Raw genomic sequence first — 18,396 nt, 5'->3', positions numbered from 1 at the left:
CGGAACGGTGCCTGAAGGCTTAGTTGCGCAAGGCAGGCAAGCCGACACCCGTGCTTTCAAAACCCCCGTCAGACGCGATCACTTGGCCTGTGACATAGCTTGCCTTGTCGGAACACAGGAATGCGATCACCTCTGCAATTTCCTGCTCTGACCCATAGCGGTTCAGGGGGATCGCATCATGATAGGCGTCAATGATATCTTGCGTGTGCACGGCCATGGCCAGTTTGGTGCGCACGGGGCCCGGACAGACACAATTGGCGCGGATGCCGAATTCTCCCAGTTCCGCCGCCTGCTGTTTGGTCAGTTGGATCACCGCGGCCTTCGATGTGCCATAGGCCACGCGCAGGGTGGAGGCGCGCAGGCCGGAGATGGAGGCGATGTTGACGAGGGTGCCTTTGGTTTCCTTAAGCGCCGGGATCGCGGCCTGGGACATCAGGAAAACGCCATCGAGGTTGGTTTCCATCACCCGCCGCCAGCGGGCGAAATCGGTTTCCGCAATGGGTCCGAAGTCGGCAACGCCCGCGTTGTTGACCAGCGCGTCCAGGCGGCCAAACCGGTTCAGGACATCCGGCAGGGCCGCGTTCACCGCATCAGGATCGGAAACGTCATAGACAAATCCGCTGGCTGCCTGTCCAAGGTCAGCCATGGCCTTGGGCAGTTCATCGGCGTCACGGTCCAGCAGCGCCACCAACCAGCCTTCGGCCAGGAGGGTTTTGGCGGTGGCAAGGCCAATACCACGGGCGGCACCTGTGATCAGGGCGACCTTATCAGCCATCAGTAATCAACACCGCGCTGGGCCTTGATGCCGGCTTTGAACGGGTGCTTCACCTCGACCATCTCGGTGACCAGATCGGCGTAGTCACAAAGCTCCGGCTTGGCGTCGCGCCCGGTCAATACGACCCCGGTGCGGGCGTCACGTGCTTCAAGCCCGGCCAGAACGTCTTCGACAGACAGGTAATCATAGCGCATGGCGATGTTGATCTCATCCAGAACGATCAGGTCATAGTCGCCGCTTTCCATCATCTCACGCCCCTTGGCAAAGGCGGCCTGGGCGGCAGCGATATCGCGGTCCTTGTCTTGGGTGTCCCAGGTGAACCCTTCACCCATGGTGTGCCATGTAACCTCGCCCAGACGGTCGAAGAACTGGCGTTCGCCCGTCTTCCATTTGCCCTTGATGAACTGCACCACGCCGACCTTTTGTTTCCAGCCGAGCGCGCGCACGACCATGCCGAAGGCGGAGGAGGATTTGCCTTTTCCGGCACCTGTATGCACCAGAACGAGCCCCTTGTCGGGGTCGCGCAGTTCGGAAACCTTGGCGCGCTGTTCGGTCTGGCGCTTTTGCATCTTTTCTTTGTGTTGGGTCGCGTCTGTCATATGCGGTTCCTTTAGCCGGGAGTGACGGAAGGCGGGCCTTTGCCCTTGGATTTGGTGCGGTCGAGGCCAAGTTGCCGTTCCCGCCAGATGATGAGCACACCACCCGCGATCACAAGGGCCGCGCCCAGCAGGATGGCAGGTGTTGGCACCTCTGAAAAGATCAGCCAGCCGATGAGGCCGGCAAAAATCATCGAGGAATAGTCGAACGGGGCCAGCATGGATGCGGTGCCGAAACGGTAAGACGCGGTGACCATGATCTGGGCCACACCGCCGATGAGGCCTGCGCAGATGATCAATCCCAGGATGTTCATCCCCGGTGCAGTCCACGTCAGGGCAGCCGAAGGAATGACCCATCCCAGCGGGAGCGTCAGAAGCGACAGCACAGTCGCCGTGAGCGAGAAGTAGAAGACGATCGCCGATGTGCTGTCCGTCTGGACAAGTTTGCGAACGTGTATCTGTACGAGCGCGCGCAGAATGGAAGCGACAAGAACCGCCAGCGCGCCCATTGTCGCGGCCTGTCCGTATCCAGTGCCGTCAAGCGAGATGCGCGGCGCGATCACGATCATCACGCCAATCAGGCCGAGTGCCACGGCAGACAGGCGGAACAGGCGCACGCGTTCGCCCAGAAAAATGGCGGCGAACAAGACGGTGAACATCGGGGTGGCATAGCCGATGGCGGTGACCTCGGGCAGGGGCAGCAGGGCAAGGCCTGCGAATGTCAGGCCCATGGCCATGGTACCAAAAAGCCCGCGCCAGACGTGGCCAAATAGGTTGTTCACCTTCAAGCCATCATGCAAGTGCCCCTGTTGCCAGAGCCACAGCATGATGATCGGCATTGCAAACAGGGATCGAAAGAACACTGCCTGCCCTGGCGGCACGGCATTCGAAGCGGCCTTGATCAGCGCTGCCATCACCATGAACAGAAAAACCGCGCAAAGCTTGAGAGCAATTGCGCGGCCGGGTCGGTGCTGTGTCATTGCGGCGGGCATGGGCGCTTCATGCGCTTGCGCCCGGCAAAGATCAATGGGGTCAGTTCAGTTGCGCGACACCCAGTGGGACGGCAAATTTCAGGCACCAGATGTAAAGTTCGTTGTAGTCGTCGATGCTCAATGATGCAGGCACCACATAACTTTGCGCGCCGTCCAGTTTCTTCAGGACACCAAGATCGCTGGCGTTGATGAACGTGCCATCCTTGCCAAAGCCCACGCGGGGATCTGGCGCACCGTCAAGCGAAAAGCTGCTGTCGAAGGTCACTGTGGCCGTGCCATCAGCGTTCTTGGTGATGGTTACGCCGCCCGTTGTGACGTGGTTGCTTGCCCCGGTGAAAGTACCGGATGTGTTCGCGAAGGCGGCGGTTACCGGGCCAACGATGAGGAAGGCGGTTATGGCTGCTGTGATGATGTTTCTCATGGGAGGGTTCCTTTGATGTATCGGTTTATGAATTCATTGCGATGACGGACAGGTATCATTCGGAACTAATCGGTTCAAAACACTAATCCGTGAGTTGTGTAACAATCGGTTCCATACTATATGCTGACCGACAGCAGGAGACGAGCGTGGCGCGGCCCAGAGAATTTGAACCCGATGACGCAATAGAGAAGGCCATGCAGGTTTTCTGGAAGCACGGGTATGAAGAGGCGTCCTTGCCAGATCTGCTTGCGGGCATGGGTCTGACGCGGGGCAGCCTGTACAAAGCGTTCAAGGACAAGAAGAACCTGTTTCTATTGGTGCTTAACCGCTACCAGTCCGAAGTCGTGGAACGGGGTGTCAGGCTGCTGACACATAGCGATATCCCGGATGGAAAGGACCGCATCCTCCAGCTTTTTCAGGGTCTGGTCTCCACGGTTTCGGACGGAGATCAAAGAGGGTGCCTGTTGTGCACCGCGGCAGCCGGTTCTGCAGCAAACGATCCTGATATTGCCGAGGTTGTTCATGGTGGATTGGCCAGGATGCAGGCGGGTTTGGTTCAGGCGCTGGCGGATACGCCTGATTTGGTGTCCTTGTCCGCAACAGAACGGACCCGTTTGGCCGATACGCTTTTGGCCCAATATATCGGTTTGCGGATGATCGCCCGGTCGCAGTTGCCCTTGGGAGTGCTGGATCACGCTGTGCAAGGGGTTGCTGATATTCTCAATGGTGCGGCACGCTGAATGAGATCGGCGGCAACACTCCTATCACCACGGTGACAGGAGGGGTGTGATCAAAGGTTCCTTGTCAGACTATTGGAAAGGGACACTTGATGAAACGCACTGCTTTGAACCCGTGGAACTGGTCGCTCAAGCTTGGCTACAATCAGGCAGAGATTATCGAGCAGACCAAGAGGCAGTTGATCTGCGCGGGTCAGACTTCTGTCGATGAGAACGGCGCGCCGCAGCACGTCGGCGACATGAGGGGTCAGATCGCGCTCGCGCTCGCCAATCTGGAATCGGTGCTGGAGGGGGCGGAGATGGGGCTGGCGAATGTGACGAGGCTGACCATCTATGCGACCGATGTGGATGAGGCGCTGAAGAACTTCGATCTGCTTGGTATGCGTTTTGGTCCTGCGGGTGTCGCCCCACCGATGACGCTTTTGGGGGTGACACGGCTTGCCCTGCCGGACCTGATGTTTGAAATCGAAGCGACTGCAGCGGATTGATCGGTGCGCCGGGGGTTGATCCCCCGGCGGCCTTCCTTGAAGCTGATCGACGGCAAAGGGCAGACATCCACATGAGACGCGCAGAACGGCTGTATCGTTTGGTGAACGAAATGCGGACCCGGCCGATCAGCCGAGCCGAGGACCTTGCCACGTTTTTCGAAGTGAGCGTCAGTACCATCTACCGCGACATTGCGCATTTGCAGGCCTCCGGCACGCCAATCGAAGGGGAGGCAGGTGTGGGGTACATCCTGCGCCCCGGATTTGATTTGCCCAATATGACCTTCACCCATGATCAGCTTGATGCCCTTGCGGTGGGTCTGTCGTACGTAGAGAGCATTGGCGATCCGGTTCTGGCCAGCGCCGCGCAGGAAGTGCGTGCGATGATACAGGCAGGTCTGCCCGCGCCGGAAGAACGGCGATTGGCGGATGCGCCTTATCTTCGGGCACGGGGCGGCAGTCAGGCAGATATGGAAGTTGGCACGCTGCGTTGCGCGATCCGCGAAAGGCGCGTGGTTCGGATCACTTATGAAGATCGCGATGCCGCGCCGTCCGATCGCCGGGTGCGGCCTCTGGTGATCTGGAACATGGACGACGGCTGGATGTTTTCAGGCTGGTGCGAACTGAGACAGGATTTCCGCACATTCCGGCTGGATCGGATTGCGGCGTTGACGCTGAGCGATGACAGGTTCGAGGATGATCCGGAACGCGGCTTGCGCAAGTTCCTGCAGATGGTGCGCGAGGATGCGAGAGGCGGGTGAGATTAGCCTATATGGCCCTGATTTTCGCCGATTTGCCCGCGATGCAACAACAGGTGATCGAGGATGACACAAGCCATCATTGCCTCGCCCACAGGCACCGCGCGGATACCGACGCAGGGGTCGTGACGGCCCTTGGTGATGATCTCCGTTTCTTCGCCTGATTTGGTGATGGTCTTACGGGTCTTGAGGATAGAGGACGTCGGTTTCACCGCAAAGCGTAGGACGATGTCCTGCCCGGTGCTGATGCCGCCAAGGATACCGCCGGCATGGTTGGAGCTGTAGACGGGCTGCCCGTCCGCGCCCATGAAGATTTCATCGGCATTCAACTCTCCCGTCAGCATGGCGGCGGACATGCCTTCGCCGATCTCCACGCCCTTCACGGCATTGATGCTCATCATCGCGGCGGCCAGATCTGTGTCTAGCTTGCCGTAGACGGGCGCGCCAAGGCCTGCTGGTACGCCCCGCGCGGTGACTTCAATGATTGCGCCCACGCTGCTGCCGGATTTGCGCAGTCCATCAAGGTAGTCTGCCCAATCGGTCGCTGCCCTTGCGTCGGGAACCCAGAAGGGATTCTGGTCGATCTGGTCCCAGTCAAAGGCATCGCGGTCGATCTTGTGCGGGCCCATCTGGACCATGTATCCGGTGATCTGCACATTCGGTGCGAGTGCCTTGATCCCCTCGCGCGCCAGCCCACCCGCCGCCACCCGCGCGGCGGTTTCACGGGCAGAGGACCGCCCCCCGCCGCGATAATCTCGCACGCCGTATTTCTGGAAATAGGTGATGTCGGCATGACCGGGGCGGAATTTATCCTTGATGTCGCCGTAGTCCTTGGAGCGTTGATCGGTGTTTTCGATCATCAGCTGTATCGGCGTGCCGGTGGTGACGCCCTCAAAGGTGCCGGAGAGGATGCGCACCGCGTCCGCTTCGCGCCGCTGAGTGGTGTATTTGTTCTGCCCCGGTTTACGTCTGTCGAGCCAGTGCTGGATCATCTCTTCGTCAATTGGCACACCGGGAGGGCAGCCATCAACGGTCGCACCCAAGGCGGGTCCGTGGCTTTCGCCCCAAGTGGTCACGCGGAAGAGGTGGCCGAAGCTGTTGATCGACATGGATGATCTCCTTTCGCACTGCATTAGCGGGGGTGGCAGTTTGCCTCAAGGGGAATCACCTTGCGCTTATCGGCACAGCCCCCTACTTCTTGCTGTACCTCGGGGGGCTCTCCGTTTGCGCGTTAGCGCTTGTGTTGGGCTGAGATTGCGAAAGCTGACCCGTTGAACCTGAACCGGTTAACACCGGCGGAGGGAAGGTCTGGACATCCATCCATAACCTCTCGACGCCGCATAATGGAGGATGCCATGAGACATCTTGCACTTGCTGCACTGACGACGACCCTGACAACCACGGCTGTGCTGGCGGAGACGCCTGTTCTGACCGTTTATGCAGGAGATTATTTTACATCTGAATGGGGTCCCGGCCCGGTGATCGAGGCGGAGTTCGAGAAGGTTTGCGGGTGTGACCTTCAATTCTCCACCGGTGATCTGCTGCCACGCCTCTTGCTGGAAGGGGAGCGGACGAAGGCCGATGTGGTCATCGGTCTGACGTCTGACCTGACAGCAAAGGCACGGGCCACGGACCTCTTTGCGCCGCACGGGCAGGACAACACCGCGCTGACACTGCCGATTGAGTGGACGGATGACACTTTCCTACCGTTCAACTACGGGCATACGGCGTTCATCTATAATGAGACGCTGATGAAGAACCCACCCAGCAGCTTTGACGCGCTGCTGGAGATGCCGGATGATGTGAAGATCGTGATCCAGGACCCGCGCACGTCCCTGTCGGGGCTGGCTTTGGTGCTCTGGGTCGATGCGGTATACGGCGACAAGGCTAAGGAAGCCTGGGGCAAACTGGCGCCGAAGATCCTGACGGTAACGAAGGATTGGTCATCATCCTATGGCATGTTCACGGATGGCGAAGCGGACATGGTGCTGAGCTATACGACGTCTCCGGCGTATCACATGTTCGCCGAAGAGGATTTCACCAAACACGCGGCAATCTTCCCCGAAGGCCATTACTTCATGGTGGAAACCGTGGCGAAGGTTGCAGGGACAGATCGGCCGGAACTGGCGGATCAGTTCATGTCTTTCGTGATGTCAGAGACATTCCAGAGCCAGATCCCGACGGCGAACTGGTCGCTGCCATCGGCGTTGCCGCAGGATCAGTGGCCTGACGGTTGGGAGACGCTTCCGCTGCCTGAGAAGGTGCTGTTCTACGATGAAGCGCAAGCCGCAGCCGTTCAGGACAAGGCGATTGAGGCATGGCGCTCCGCGCTGACACAGTAACGCGGTACGCAGGGATCATCGCCGCCGGAGTGACGGTGGCGGTGGTTCTGGCGGCTTGTGTCGGGATTGCGGCGCGGGCAGAGCCGAGCACAGGTTTCGCCGCCGGAGACTGGCAGGCGGTCCGGTTCACGGTTTTGCAGGCGTTTCTGTCTGCGGTGTTCTCCGTTCTGCTGGCGGTGCCGCTTGCCCGCGCGCTCGCCCGGCGCAGGTTTTTCGGGCACGGCGTTCTGGTCATGTTTCTGGGTGTGCCGTTCATCCTCCCTGTCATTGTCGCGGTCATTGGATTGCTGGCGGTTTTTGGGCGCAACGGCTGGCTAAATGCGGCGCTGGGCGCGGTGGGGTTGCCGGAGGTATCGATTTACGGATTGCATGGTGTGGTGCTGGCCCATGTTTTCTTTAACCTGCCACTGGCAACGCGGCTTTTGCTGCAAGGCTGGCAGGCCGTCCCGGCGGAGCGGTTCAGGCTGGCAGCACAGCTGAACCTGACACCGCGCGCGGTGGCACGCACATTGGAATGGCCGGTGCTCAAGCAGATCGTTCCGGGCGCATTTGCACTGATTTTCGTGATCTGCCTGACCAGCTTTGCCGTGGCCTTGACGCTGGGTGGCGGGCCAAAATCCACGACGATCGAATTGGCGATATATCAGACGTTCCGGTATGATTTCGACCTTGCGCGGGCTGCTTTGCTGTCCGCCGTGCAACTGGTGCTGGCGGGGAGCGCGGCAGTATTGGCGCTGTCGATCATGCCGCAAGTGGTGCTGGGGGGTGGGCTGGATCGGCCAGTGCAACGGTGGGACGCGCGCGGCGGGTGGCAGCGTGTCGGCGACATGACCGTGATTGCCTTGGGGGCCGCCTTCTTGCTGTTGCCGCTTAGTGCGGTTGTGGGACGGGGGGTATTCGGGCTGCCGCAGATGCCAGCGACGGTCTGGGGAGCAGCGGGTATATCGTTGCAGGTGGCAGCGGTGAGCGTGGCGGTGTTGCTGGTGATTGCGCTGCCGATGGCCGGATGGATCGCGTCACGGCGCAGCGGCGGGGTGGAGGCGATTGGGCTTCTGGGCCTGTCGTTTTCCCCGCTCATGATCGGGACGGGGTGGTTCATTCTGCTGAACCCGATTGTTGACCCCGTTTCGCTGGCACTGCCGGTAACCGCGCTGGTCAATGCGCTGATGGCGCTGCCTTTCGCGCTCAGGATCATGGTACCGAGTATGCGCGATACGTTGCAGACGTATGGACGGCTGAGCGAAGGTCTGTCGATGCGGGGCTGGTCGCTTTGGCGCTGGGTGATCCTGCCCCGTTTGCGCCCGCAGATCGGATTTGCGGCAGGGCTGACCGGGGCATTGTCAATCGGAGATCTGGGGGTGATTGCGCTTTTTGCGGACCCGGATCGGGCGACGCTGCCTTTGCAGATGTACCGTTTGATGGGGGCCTACCGGATGGAAGCAGCAGCGGGGGCGGCGCTTTTGTTGCTGGCGTTGGCGCTGGTCTTTTTCTGGCTGTGTGATCAGGGGGGACGATGGCGTGCTGAGACTTGAAGCCGCAGTGATCGCGCAGGGCGATTTTCAGCTCCATGCCGATATGAGACTGGAAATCGGTCGGAAATACGCCGTCATTGGTCCGTCCGGCGCAGGAAAATCCACCCTTCTGGCCGCGCTTTGCGGGTTCCTGCCTTTGGCGGCCGGGCGATTGTTGTTCGACGGTCGGGACATTGCTGATGTGGCTCCCGGCGCGCGGCCGATGACGATGCTGTTTCAGGACAACAATCTATTCCCGCATCTGACCGTGGTGCAGAACGTCGGACTTGGCGTGCGACCGGATCTCAAGCTTGCCGCGACGGACAGGGACAAGGTGGCCAGTGCGCTTGAGAGGGTTGGATTGACGGATCATGCGGACAAGCGGCCCGCTGCCTTAAGCGGTGGTCAGCAAAGCCGGGTAGCGCTGGCGCGGGTTCTGGTGCAGGCGCGGCCGTGGTTGTTGCTGGATGAACCCTTTGCGGCGCTGGGGCCCGCGCTCCGGAATGAAATGCTTGATCTCGTGCAGGATCTGGTGGCGGAGACGGGCGCGGGCTTGATCATGGTCACCCATGCGCCGGAAGACGTGCGGCGCATGGCGGATCAGGTGATCTTTGTGGCCGGGGGCTGTGCAGAGGCCCCGCAACCGGCGGCAGCGCTGATGGACAACCCGCCGCCGGAATTGAGGGCCTACTTGGGATAGAATGGCGAATTCTTCGAAGAATTCGGTTCGATCTTTTTGAAAGGGTCGGGATCTATGCCGCGACGGTGAGCTTTGCATCCAAGATGCGCAACGCCGCTTGTGCCGCCTCGCGACCCTTGGTCACGAAATGATCCCGGTAGATCGCGTTGTGATGATCGGTTTCCTGATAGTGGTGCGGCGTGAGTGAGACGGACAGCACCGGCACACCGGTGTCCAATCCCACGCGCATCAAGCCGTCGACCACGGCAGAGGCGACGAAATCATGCCGGTAGATGCCGCCGTCCACGACAAACGCCGCGCAGGCAATCGCGCTGTAGCGGCCCTGTTTGGCAAGGGTTTGCGCCAGAAGTGGCATTTCGAACGCGCCGGGCACGTCAAAAACATCCACCTGTTCGGCGGGTATCACTTCGCAAAACCCCTCCAACGCGCGGTCCACGATGTCCGCGTGCCACTGGGCCTTGATGAATGCGAAGCGGGCGGGAGCAATGTTGCCATGTGTCATGATGATCTCCTTTGGTTCAGACACGTCCACCCAAGGCGATCACGCGCAAGCAAAGGGCCGCAGCCCCCCGTCACGCGCATTCTCTTCCATCCGGACTATGACCGTCGGCTCTGGCGTCTCACCAGATCTGCTGACCAAGCGTCCCGGAACGGGGCGCGTTGCGCTCGCGGGCTCATGGGTCTGGCCCACATACCGCCGGTGGGGAATTTCGCCCCGCCCTGAGAATAGCCCCACGTTGCCAACTCCGGTACAAAGCTGCAAGAGGAACGGCATGTGACGTAAGGACCCGTGATGCACCCGAATCCAATTTTTCATACTGAAGATGCCGTGCGTAACCTTGGCTATGCGCGCGAACGCGGTTTTGGAGTTCTCGTTGTCAGTGGGTTCGATGCGCCGCTATTGGCGCATATCCCCTTCCTGCTGAGCGAGGACGGTGTCTTGGCCGAGTTGCATTTGCTGCGGTCAAACCCCATCGCGAGGACGCTGTCAGAGCCACTGCAGGCGAAGATCGCCGTGTCCGGGCCGGATACATACGTATCGCCGGATTGGTATGGTGTCGTCGATCAGGTGCCGACATGGAATTACGTTGCCGTGCATCTGACAGGTACGCTGTGCCTTCAACCGCATGAGGTTCTGCATGATCTGCTGGAACGCCAATCGGCCGCCTATGAAGCGCGGCTTGCGCCCAAGCCGCCATGGAAAACCGAAAAGATGACGCCGGAAGTCATGGAGCGGATGATGCGCACCATTGTGCCCTGCGCTTTCGAGGTGACCGGTGTTGATGGCACATGGAAACTGAACCAGAACAAGCCGGACGAGGTGCGCCTGCGCGCCGCGGATCATGTGGAGGCACATGGGTTCGGCAGTGAAACGGATATTATCGCCGCGCTGATGCGCGGCGCGGGTGGCGACGGATTGTAGAGATACATTTGCGCGATTGCCCTCCCTTCGGTGCGGAGTGATACTCTCTCCTAAATACTTCTGATGGAGGACACCCCCATGAAACTTGCCTATTCAGCGACATCTCCCTACGTGCGCAAAGTGATGGTGCTGCTGCATGAGACCGGCCAGCTTGACGACGTGGCGCTTACGGAAATCGCAACAACCCCCATGGCCCCGTCTGCCCCGCTTGTGTCGCAGAATCCGTTAGGCAAGGTTCCCGCGCTGGAACGGGATGAGGGTCCTGCGCTTTTTGACAGTCGCGTTATCTGTGCTTTTCTTGATGACCGGGCGCAAGCAGGGCTTTATGGCAAGGGCGCGCGGCACTGGGAGATCCGGACATTGGAAGCAACGGCTGATGGCATTCTCGATGCCGCGCTGTTGATGGTCTATGAAACGCGCCTACGGGATGAGGATGAGAGATCCGAGGCCTGGGTCGAGGCGCAGTGGGCCAAGATCGCACAGGCGGTTGCGGCGCTGAACACGCGCTGGATCAGTCATTTGTCCGGGACACTGGATATGGGGCAAATCGCGGTTGGTTGCGCGCTTGGCTATGTGGATTTTCGACATGACGCGCGCGGATGGCGCAAAGGAAATGAGGCCCTGGCGGACTGGTACAAGACCTTTGATTCGCGCCCGTCAATGCAGGCGACTGCCCCGCCTCAAGGGTAAAATGGCCGATTTGGCCGGGTTTACGGTACATTAAGTAGATACCTGCGACCCTTTGCGCGCCTTTGGCATCTGGACTGACGTGCTGCGTCAAGCTAGATACCCGGGTGAACAGGGCTCTGCCGTTTTGCGGCGGGCCATTTGGCAATGGTCCGGTCGGACCAGAATCAGGAGCTAACCCGTGTCCAATGCAGAAGATCAGGCAGGCACCCGGAGGGATTTCCTCTATTACGCAACCGCTGGCACCGGCGCAGTGGCCGTTGGCGCCGCGGTCTGGCCGCTCGTCAACCAGATGAACCCGTCGGCTGACGTTCTGGCGTTGTCCTCCATCCGTGTGGACGTGGGCGGGCTCGAGCCCGGATCTCAGATGACCGTGAAGTGGCTGGGCAAGCCGGTTTTCATTCGTCGGCGTACCGAAGAAGAGATCGAAGCGGGCCGTGCGGTTGATGTCGCCGATCTGCCCGATCCGGTCGCGCAGAACGAAAACATCACTGGCGCTGTGCCTGCGACCGACGAGAACCGCACGATGGACGAGGCGGGCGAATGGCTGGTCATGATGGGTGTATGTACGCACCTGGGTTGCGTGCCTTTGGGCGATGCAGGTGACTTCGGCGGTTGGTTCTGCCCATGCCACGGTTCACACTACGACACAGCAGGACGTATCCGTAGGGGTCCTGCGCCGACGAACCTGCCGGTTCCACCGGCCGAGTTTGTCGACGAGACAACGATCAAACTGGGTTAAGGGAGACAACAGATGGCTGGAATTCCTCACGACCATTACGAACCGACAACGAACGGTGAAAAGTGGCTACACCGCCGCTTGCCGATCGTGGGTTTGATGTATGACACACTGATGCTCCCCACACCCAAGAACCTCAACTGGATGTGGATCTGGGGTATCGTACTGACGTTCTGTCTGGTGCTGCAGATCATCACTGGCATTGTTCTGGCGATGCATTATACGCCGCATGTTGACGATGCCTTTGCCTCTGTCGAGCACATCATGCGCAATGTGAACGGCGGCTATATGCTGCGTTACATGCACCAGAACGGCGCATCGTTGTTCTTTGTGGCGGTTTACGCCCACATCTTCCGCGGTCTGTACTATGGCTCCTACAAGGCCCCGCGCGAGATTACGTGGATCATCGGGATGCTGATCTATCTGCTGATGATGGGTACGGCGTTCATGGGGTATGTTCTGCCCTGGGGTCAGATGTCCTTCTGGGGCGCGACTGTGATCACTGGCTTGTTCGGCGCGATCCCGTTCGTTGGTGAGAGCCTGCAGACGCTGCTGCTGGGCGGTCCCGCTGTAGATAACGCGACGCTGAACCGCTTCTTCAGCTTGCATTACTTGTTCCCGTTTGTGATTGCAGGCCTTGTGATCATTCACATCTGGGCCTTCCACACGACGGGTAACAACAACCCGACTGGTGTAGAGGTCCGTCGCGGCTCCAAGGAAGAGGCGCAGAAAGACACGCTTCCGTTCTGGCCCTACTTCGTAATCAAGGACCTGTTCGCGCTGGCGGTGATCCTGCTGGTCTTCTTCGCGATTGTCGGCTTCATGCCAAACTATCTGGGCCACCCCGATAACTACATCGAGGCGAACCCGCTGGCGACGCCCGCACACATCGTGCCTGAGTGGTATTTCCTGCCGTTCTACGCGATCCTGCGTGCCTTTACCTCTGACGTGTGGGTCGTGATCATCGCGGAGACGCTGACAGGCGGCATCATCGACGCCAAGTTCTTTGGTGTGCTGGCGATGTTTGGTGCGATTGCCGTGATGGCCTTGGCACCCTGGCTGGATACATCAAGCGTTCGTTCGGGCCGGTATCGTCCGATGTTCAAGTGGTGGTTCTGGCTGCTGGTCGTCGACTTTTTCGTCCTGATGTGGTTGGGCGCGATGCCCGCGGAAGAACCCTACGCGACCTTCTCGCTGATCGCTTCGGCTTACTGGTTTGCCTACTTCCTCGTGATCCTGCCGTTGTTGGGCGTGATCGAGAAACCGCTGCCGCAACCAGCTACCATCCAAGAGGACTACGAGGCGCATTATGCCCCGAAGGTCGGCGGCACGAAGACCATCGTGAACCCGGCGGAGTGAAAGACATGAACATGATAAAGAAACTTGCACTCTCCGCGTTTGTCGCTTTTGGCCTGAGCGCCACGGGCGCCATGGCGGCCGGATCCAACGATACCCACGTGGAAGACTTCGACTTCCCGTTCGAGGGACCTTTTGGGACCTATGATGTCAATCAGCTTCAGCGAGGTTTGCAGGTCTACACCGAGATCTGCGCATCCTGCCATGGTCTGAAGTTTGTCCCGATCCGGACACTTGGCGATGACGGTGGCCCCGGCCTGCCGGAAGAACAGGTGATCGAATACGCAAAGCAGTTCGAGGTCTTCGATCCTGAGATCGATGATTTCCGCGAGGCCAAGCCAACGGACCATTTCCCGCATTCCGCGCTGGAGAACGCACCGGATCTGTCTTTGATGGCGAAAGCGCGCGCCGGTTTCCACGGACCCTATGGTCTGGGGATTAACCAGTTCTTCAAGGGGATTGGCGGGCCTGAGTACATCGCGTCCTTGCTTACCGGTTACACCGGCGAGGAGAAGGAGCAGGCGGGCACAACCTTTTACGAGAATACGGCATTTCCGGGCGGTTGGATTTCGATGGCACCGCCACTTTATGGTGAAGACGTCGATTATGCGGATGGTCACTCCAACGACCTGCACCATATCGCAGAAGACGTTTCCGCGTTCCTGATGTGGACAGCGGAACCCAAGTTGGGTGCACGCAAGCAGGCCGGTTTTGCCGGTGTGCTGTTCCTGACGCTGCTGTCGGTGCTGCTTTACCTTACAAACAAGCGTCTTTGGGCGCCTGTGAAGGGTAAAGAGACAACCTGAGCCTTACCAGATCAAGAGTAATCTTGACGCTCGCCGGTTCATTCCGGCGGGCGTTTTCATTTTCAAAGGCTCCGCAAGACCACTAGCGGTGAAACCCGGCAACCATCTCAAGATGTGTGGCGCCAAAACCCGCTAGTGCACTGCGCAAGTCGTCCTCTGCTGGGCCAAAGACGGTGAAACGCTCTGGCGCGAACGCGGCGAGAAAACGATCCGCGAATTTGGTGCCAAAATTGCCCAGATGGATCATGGCAGCGGTATTATTCTCGTAGCGCTCCAGAACGGTGCACAGGCTGTGATCCGTGTTCATGTAGTATTCGTAGTGCAACGCGCCCGGTTCATCTGCCTGCGTGGCCGCGACCATTTCGTCAAGCAGCGGCTGAACCTTGTCCGCCTGCCCGTCCTGCACGCGCATTTCCAGCACCCATTCGATGATGTCGCTCATGTCGGTTCCTCCCTGTGAAAGGAAGCAACTTAGCTGGGGTAGTCCGTTCCGGCAAAGACAATCTTCAGGCGGCAAGGCTGCCTTTGTGCGCGCCGGTGATCCGGGCTGTCACGATGGCACCTTCGGACTGGGGCTTGTCAAAATGCACTTCGGTGAATTGTTCCGTCCGACCCCTCAGGGGGCTTTCCATCAGTACATTATGGGTTCGCCCCACCTGTGATTTCAGGTGTCGGGCGACCTGCCGCTCTCCTGCGGCGCGCAGACGGGCGGCGCGGGCCTTGATGGTGATTCCGTTCACCTGCGGCATCCGCGCGGCAGGGGTGCCCGGGCGCTTGGAATAGGGAAAGACGTGCAGCCAGGTCAGATCGCAATCTTCCACCAGCGCCAGCGCATTATCGAACATCGCGTCGGTTTCGGTGGGAAAACCTGCGATGATGTCCGCGCCAAACGTCATGTCAGGGCGCAGACGGCGCGCATCGGTGCAGAATTGTATCGCGTCATCGCGCAGGTGCCGACGTTTCATCCGCTTGAGGATCATGTCGTCGCCGTGTTGCAACGACAGATGCAGATGGGGCATCAGGCGCGGTTCGGTGGCGATGGCTTGTATCAGGTTCTCGTCCACCTCGATGCTGTCGATGGAACTGATCCTCAGTCGTGGCAGGTCGGGGACCAGTTTGAGGATCCGCATCACCAGATCGCCCAGACGCGGCGTTGCAGGCAGATCCGCCCCCCAGGAAGTCAGGTCGACACCCGTCAGTACGACTTCGTTGAAACCCTTGTCCACCAGCCGCTTGATCTGATCCACGACAACGCCCGCCGGGACGGATCGGGAATTTCCACGACCGTAAGGAATGATGCAGAACGTACAACGGTGATCGCATCCGTTCTGGACCTGCACATAGGCCCGCGACCGGGTACCAAAGCCATCGATCAGATGGCCCGCCGTCTCTGTTACGGACATGATGTCATCGACCTGAACGCGTTCTGTCTGACCAATGAAATCGGCTGAGAGGCCCGCCCACGTTTCGGGCAACATCTTTTCGGTGTTGCCGATGATGGCGTCCACCTCAGGCATGGCTTGAAACGTCTCCGGCTCCGTCTGCGCGGCGCACCCGGTGACGATCAGGCGTGCATCCGGATGGATCTTGCGCAGTTTGCGGATATCCTGCCGCGCTTTTCGCACAGCCTCTGCGGTGACGGCGCAGGTATTGACGACCACGGCGTTGCCAAGGCCGGACTGCCCGGCCAGATCCTTCATCGCCTCGACCTCATAGGCGTTCAGGCGACAACCGTGGTTGGAAAAGACCGGCGCGCTCATTTGATGCTGTCCAGAAAGGCTTGTGTCAGGGTGCCGGTAAACACATGGCTGCTGGGTCCGGTCATCCAGACGCCGTCATCACGCCAGTCAATTTCGAGCGTTCCACCGTCCAGTTCCATCTGAACCTTCCGACCTGTCAAACCGCGCCGCGCTGCCGCCACGGCCGTTGCGCAGGAGGAGGAGCCAGAGGCCAGCGTGACACCCACCCCACGTTCCCAGACCCGCATGCGGATGTGATCCAGGCCGATGATCTGAGCGAACTGTACGTTCGTGCGCTCAGGAAAAAGCGGGTGATGTTCCAGCTTTGCGCCTTGCGTCGGCAGGTCGATGGCGGCCACATCCTTGACGAAGAATGTACAGTGCGGATTGCCCATCCCCGTCGCTGTCGGTTCTCCCTTGAGGGGCAGGGCAAGTGTGTCCATTTCCTGCGTCAAAGGAACCTCATGCCATTCAAGCTGCGGCATGCCCATATTCACGGCCGTCAGCCCATTGCCCCGATCTTCGGCCGCCAGATCACCCCGAGCAGTGGTCAGATGCAGGACGGTCTTGCGGGATTCGTCCATCAGGTGGCGCGCGATGCAGCGCGTTGCATTGCCGCAGGCCGCTGCCATGGACCCATCCGCGTTGTAGAACGTCAGATGCGCGTCGCCTGCGCCTTCGTTCGTGATGACGGCAAGCTGATCGAATCCCACCCCAAAGTGCCGATGCCCTATTGCCTGAGCCAACCTGGCGGTCAGGGGTTGTTTGTGGACACGCGCATCCACAACGACGAAGTCGTTTCCAAGCCCATGCATCTTCATAAAGGGCAGTCCGTGTGTCGCAGCAGTGTTCATGCTGGCGCATATAACCGGCCCCGTCGCACATATCCAGAAGGAGGCCATGTTTTCGCGACTTTTGGGGCTTGACCCTATGGGGACTCCTTTCTAGATACAGCCCTCGTGGGCCGTTAGCTCAGTTGGTAGAGCAACTGACTTTTAATCAGTGGGTCGCAGGTTCGAACCCTGCACGGCTCACCACTGTTTCTCAGTATTTACAGGATCTTGGCGAGTGCTCATTCGCAAAGAGTGCCGCAGGGTCGAGTGCTGGGGGACATATGGGGGACATTTCACCCAACTTTATGGATTGCTACGAAATTGTTACGGAGACTGGATTTTTCCCTAGTAGCTGGTCTCTGTGATTTGTGGGAAGCGACCAGCTATCAAACTGCCAGAACAAAGTGCTGTTTGAGTATCCCTTGTTTACTGTTCCAGTGTGAAGCGAGCGTGCCATTTCTTGGAAGAATTTTACGGGGCTTTCAGTACTACTATCTCACTCTATCTGGCGCGTCAGATTTCAAATCCGGACATTCGTCCACCTCTTCGGGTGGTGTGCAGCCGAAGCTGAGATGAGCGTGTAAGTCGCCAAGGACAGTTGAGTGCCCACTTCCGAATTGGACGTTGGATAGCACCGGCAACGCACGTATTTCAGACTGAAAATCTCATTTTGTGTCAATAGCAAAAAATGGGATTGAACTGAACACTGGCCTGAGGACCCGTCACCGGGGCACTGCGCCATTTGAGGTAAGAAGTATCAATGGTGGTTCAGCTGGAAACGGCCTTACTTCGAACCATCTGGAGCGGGTTCTACCTAGATTGGCAGTTTCACCCATTCCGATTTGAGGCAAGGTCGCCCGGTGCCGTTGAGCCCGGTCGTAAAGCTGGAGGTTCGATCTCGTTGAGGCCTTACGCATGCGGCTCGGTATTAGTGGCTACCGCAGGGACAAGGCGCCTTGCGTGCGGTCCCACCTAAGGCGCGTAGCTGGTCACTGAAATGATCCGTGCGGGCTCGCAAAGCCGCCAGGGCCGCGGCCTCATCGATGCCGCGCACGGCCCCGTCCTGCATCACAGTCGCCCGCGCCGCGCATCCAACTCTGGGTAACGTCAACAGCGCTGACGCCGGACACCCTTCGCCGCTTCTATCAAGATCAGCTTGTCCAGGGTTAGATCAGAGACCGCACGCTGAAGCCGCAGGTTCTCCTTCTGAAGCTCCTTGAGACGTTTCAGCTGCTCACGCCCCATGCCACCATACAGCTTGCGCCACCGATAATAGATCTGCTGCGTCACGCCAATCTGGCGCACTGCCTCAGAGATCGTGATGCCTTGCCCTTGCAGAACTTTAACTTGCCAAAGGTTCGATACTATCTCTTCCGGCTTCTCTCGTTTCCCAGCCATCACTGATCCTCCAAATTGCGGGATAGTGTATCCCAGTTGGTGGACCACTTTCAGGGAGGTACTCCACTCCTGCAAACTTTAACCATGCGTTAATCAGA

Annotated in this window: 20 protein-coding genes, 1 tRNA gene, 1 pseudogene and 2 riboswitches; of the genes and pseudogenes, 12 read left to right on the top strand and 10 right to left on the bottom strand. The window is 59.3% G+C overall.

Translation table 11 applies throughout. The features are described 5' to 3' along the window. Window positions 1–19 precede the first annotated feature (19 nt). The 4 genes from AB4X18_RS07645 to AB4X18_RS07630 are packed head-to-tail and all read right to left on the bottom strand — an operon-like array spanning window position 20 to window position 2,784. Entirely contained in the window at window positions 20–775 is a 756-nt protein-coding gene (locus AB4X18_RS07645) for an SDR family NAD(P)-dependent oxidoreductase (protein WP_370399530.1), read from the bottom strand. Next, complete coding sequence (cobO, locus tag AB4X18_RS07640) at window positions 775–1,374, bottom strand: cob(I)yrinic acid a,c-diamide adenosyltransferase (protein ID WP_370399529.1); 600 nt, start codon at window positions 1,372–1,374, stop codon at window positions 775–777. The genes AB4X18_RS07645 and cobO overlap by 1 nt, the downstream gene beginning before the upstream one ends. An 11-nt stretch (window positions 1,375–1,385) precedes the next feature. After that, window positions 1,386–2,363, bottom strand: a complete 978-nt coding sequence (locus AB4X18_RS07635) for a DMT family transporter (protein WP_370399528.1) — start codon at window positions 2,361–2,363, stop codon at window positions 1,386–1,388. Window positions 2,364–2,403: 40 nt separating this feature from the next. Then, the gene (locus AB4X18_RS07630) at window positions 2,404–2,784 is read right to left on the bottom strand and encodes a DM13 domain-containing protein (RefSeq protein WP_370399527.1); all 381 of its coding nucleotides are present in this window, start codon (window positions 2,782–2,784) and stop codon (window positions 2,404–2,406) included. A gap of 146 nt (window positions 2,785–2,930) precedes the next feature. On the opposite strand from AB4X18_RS07630, the gene AB4X18_RS07625 reads away from it, so the two are divergent. The 3 genes from AB4X18_RS07625 (at window position 2,931) to AB4X18_RS07615 (ending at window position 4,767) form a co-directional block, all read left to right on the top strand. Next, window positions 2,931–3,524 carry a TetR/AcrR family transcriptional regulator gene (locus AB4X18_RS07625; RefSeq protein WP_370399526.1) on the top strand — a complete coding sequence of 198 codons (594 nt, stop codon included), beginning with the start codon at window positions 2,931–2,933 and terminating at the stop codon, window positions 3,522–3,524. An 89-nt stretch (window positions 3,525–3,613) separates the two neighbouring features. Further along, window positions 3,614–4,009: a RidA family protein gene (locus AB4X18_RS07620; protein ID WP_370399525.1), complete on the top strand. Its 396-nt coding sequence runs from the start codon at window positions 3,614–3,616 to the stop codon at window positions 4,007–4,009. Window positions 4,010–4,080: 71 nt separating this feature from the next. Continuing rightward, the gene (locus AB4X18_RS07615; RefSeq protein ID WP_370399524.1) at window positions 4,081–4,767 is read left to right on the top strand and encodes a helix-turn-helix transcriptional regulator; all 687 of its coding nucleotides are present in this window, start codon (window positions 4,081–4,083) and stop codon (window positions 4,765–4,767) included. A gap of 2 nt (window positions 4,768–4,769) precedes the next feature. Here AB4X18_RS07615 and aroC read toward each other — a convergent pair whose 3' ends face one another. Next, window positions 4,770–5,873, bottom strand: coding sequence for a chorismate synthase (gene aroC, locus AB4X18_RS07610; protein ID WP_370399523.1), 1,104 nt, complete (start codon window positions 5,871–5,873; stop codon window positions 4,770–4,772). Between the two features lie 90 nt (window positions 5,874–5,963). After that, window positions 5,964–6,085, top strand: a riboswitch (TPP riboswitch). 34 nt (window positions 6,086–6,119) lie between these two features. Here aroC and AB4X18_RS07605 point away from each other — a divergent pair. The 3 genes from AB4X18_RS07605 to AB4X18_RS07595 are packed head-to-tail and all read left to right on the top strand — an operon-like array spanning window position 6,120 to window position 9,317. Further along, entirely contained in the window at window positions 6,120–7,106 is a 987-nt protein-coding gene (locus AB4X18_RS07605; RefSeq protein ID WP_370399522.1) for a thiamine ABC transporter substrate-binding protein, read from the top strand. Further along, on the top strand, window positions 7,082–8,638 hold the full coding sequence (locus tag AB4X18_RS07600) for a thiamine/thiamine pyrophosphate ABC transporter permease ThiP (protein WP_432817254.1): 1,557 nt from the start codon (window positions 7,082–7,084) through the stop codon (window positions 8,636–8,638). The genes AB4X18_RS07605 and AB4X18_RS07600 overlap by 25 nt, the downstream gene beginning before the upstream one ends. After that, window positions 8,625–9,317 carry a thiamine ABC transporter ATP-binding protein gene (locus tag AB4X18_RS07595; RefSeq protein ID WP_370399521.1) on the top strand — a complete coding sequence of 231 codons (693 nt, stop codon included), beginning with the start codon at window positions 8,625–8,627 and terminating at the stop codon, window positions 9,315–9,317. Before AB4X18_RS07600 ends, AB4X18_RS07595 begins: the two co-directional genes overlap by 14 nt. Before the next feature lie 52 nt (window positions 9,318–9,369). Here the strand turns inward: AB4X18_RS07595 and AB4X18_RS07590 are convergent, their stop codons facing one another. After that, entirely contained in the window at window positions 9,370–9,819 is a 450-nt protein-coding gene (locus AB4X18_RS07590) for a 6,7-dimethyl-8-ribityllumazine synthase (RefSeq protein WP_370399520.1), read from the bottom strand. A gap of 74 nt (window positions 9,820–9,893) precedes the next feature. Continuing rightward, window positions 9,894–10,049, bottom strand: a riboswitch (FMN riboswitch). Window positions 10,050–10,110: 61 nt separating this feature from the next. Between AB4X18_RS07590 and AB4X18_RS07585 the strand changes: the two genes are divergently transcribed. The 5 genes from AB4X18_RS07585 to AB4X18_RS07565 all read left to right on the top strand — a co-directional run bounded on the left by AB4X18_RS07585 (window position 10,111) and on the right by AB4X18_RS07565 (window position 14,328). After that, the gene (locus AB4X18_RS07585) at window positions 10,111–10,740 is read left to right on the top strand and encodes an FMN-binding negative transcriptional regulator (RefSeq protein WP_370399519.1); all 630 of its coding nucleotides are present in this window, start codon (window positions 10,111–10,113) and stop codon (window positions 10,738–10,740) included. Between the two features lie 78 nt (window positions 10,741–10,818). Continuing rightward, window positions 10,819–11,430: a glutathione S-transferase gene (locus AB4X18_RS07580; RefSeq protein WP_370399518.1), complete on the top strand. Its 612-nt coding sequence runs from the start codon at window positions 10,819–10,821 to the stop codon at window positions 11,428–11,430. Window positions 11,431–11,608: 178 nt separating this feature from the next. Next, complete coding sequence (petA, locus tag AB4X18_RS07575) at window positions 11,609–12,169, top strand: ubiquinol-cytochrome c reductase iron-sulfur subunit (RefSeq protein WP_370399517.1); 561 nt, start codon at window positions 11,609–11,611, stop codon at window positions 12,167–12,169. A 12-nt stretch (window positions 12,170–12,181) separates the two neighbouring features. Beyond that, window positions 12,182–13,525, top strand: coding sequence for a cytochrome b (gene petB / locus AB4X18_RS07570; RefSeq protein WP_370399516.1), 1,344 nt, complete (start codon window positions 12,182–12,184; stop codon window positions 13,523–13,525). Window positions 13,526–13,536: 11 nt separating this feature from the next. Then, entirely contained in the window at window positions 13,537–14,328 is a 792-nt protein-coding gene (locus tag AB4X18_RS07565) for a cytochrome c1 (RefSeq protein ID WP_370399515.1), read from the top strand. A gap of 82 nt (window positions 14,329–14,410) precedes the next feature. On the opposite strand, the gene AB4X18_RS07560 is transcribed toward AB4X18_RS07565, so the two are convergent. The 3 genes from AB4X18_RS07560 to dapF form a co-directional block, all read right to left on the bottom strand. Continuing rightward, window positions 14,411–14,770 carry a putative quinol monooxygenase gene (locus AB4X18_RS07560; protein ID WP_370399514.1) on the bottom strand — a complete coding sequence of 120 codons (360 nt, stop codon included), beginning with the start codon at window positions 14,768–14,770 and terminating at the stop codon, window positions 14,411–14,413. Between the two features lie 64 nt (window positions 14,771–14,834). After that, complete coding sequence (gene mtaB, locus AB4X18_RS07555; protein WP_432817253.1) at window positions 14,835–16,088, bottom strand: tRNA (N(6)-L-threonylcarbamoyladenosine(37)-C(2))-methylthiotransferase MtaB; 1,254 nt, start codon at window positions 16,086–16,088, stop codon at window positions 14,835–14,837. After that, a complete protein-coding gene (dapF, locus tag AB4X18_RS07550; RefSeq protein ID WP_370399513.1) occupies window positions 16,085–16,921 on the bottom strand; it encodes a diaminopimelate epimerase in 837 nt (278 codons plus the stop codon). Before dapF ends, mtaB begins: the two co-directional genes overlap by 4 nt. Window positions 16,922–17,028: 107 nt before the next feature. On the opposite strand from dapF, the gene AB4X18_RS07545 reads away from it, so the two are divergent. Continuing rightward, a tRNA-Lys gene (locus AB4X18_RS07545) sits at window positions 17,029–17,104 on the top strand. A 906-nt stretch (window positions 17,105–18,010) separates the two neighbouring features. On the opposite strand, the pseudogene AB4X18_RS07540 reads toward AB4X18_RS07545, so the two are convergent. Next, a pseudogene (locus AB4X18_RS07540) lies at window positions 18,011–18,298 on the bottom strand (transposase); the annotation flags it as partial. Window positions 18,299–18,396: the final 98 nt, after the last annotated feature.

The sequence above is a fragment of the Sulfitobacter rhodophyticola genome, assembly GCF_041281685.2.
Classification (GTDB): Bacteria; Pseudomonadota; Alphaproteobacteria; order Rhodobacterales; family Rhodobacteraceae; genus Sulfitobacter.
This window is presented reverse-complemented; position numbering and strand designations above follow the sequence as displayed.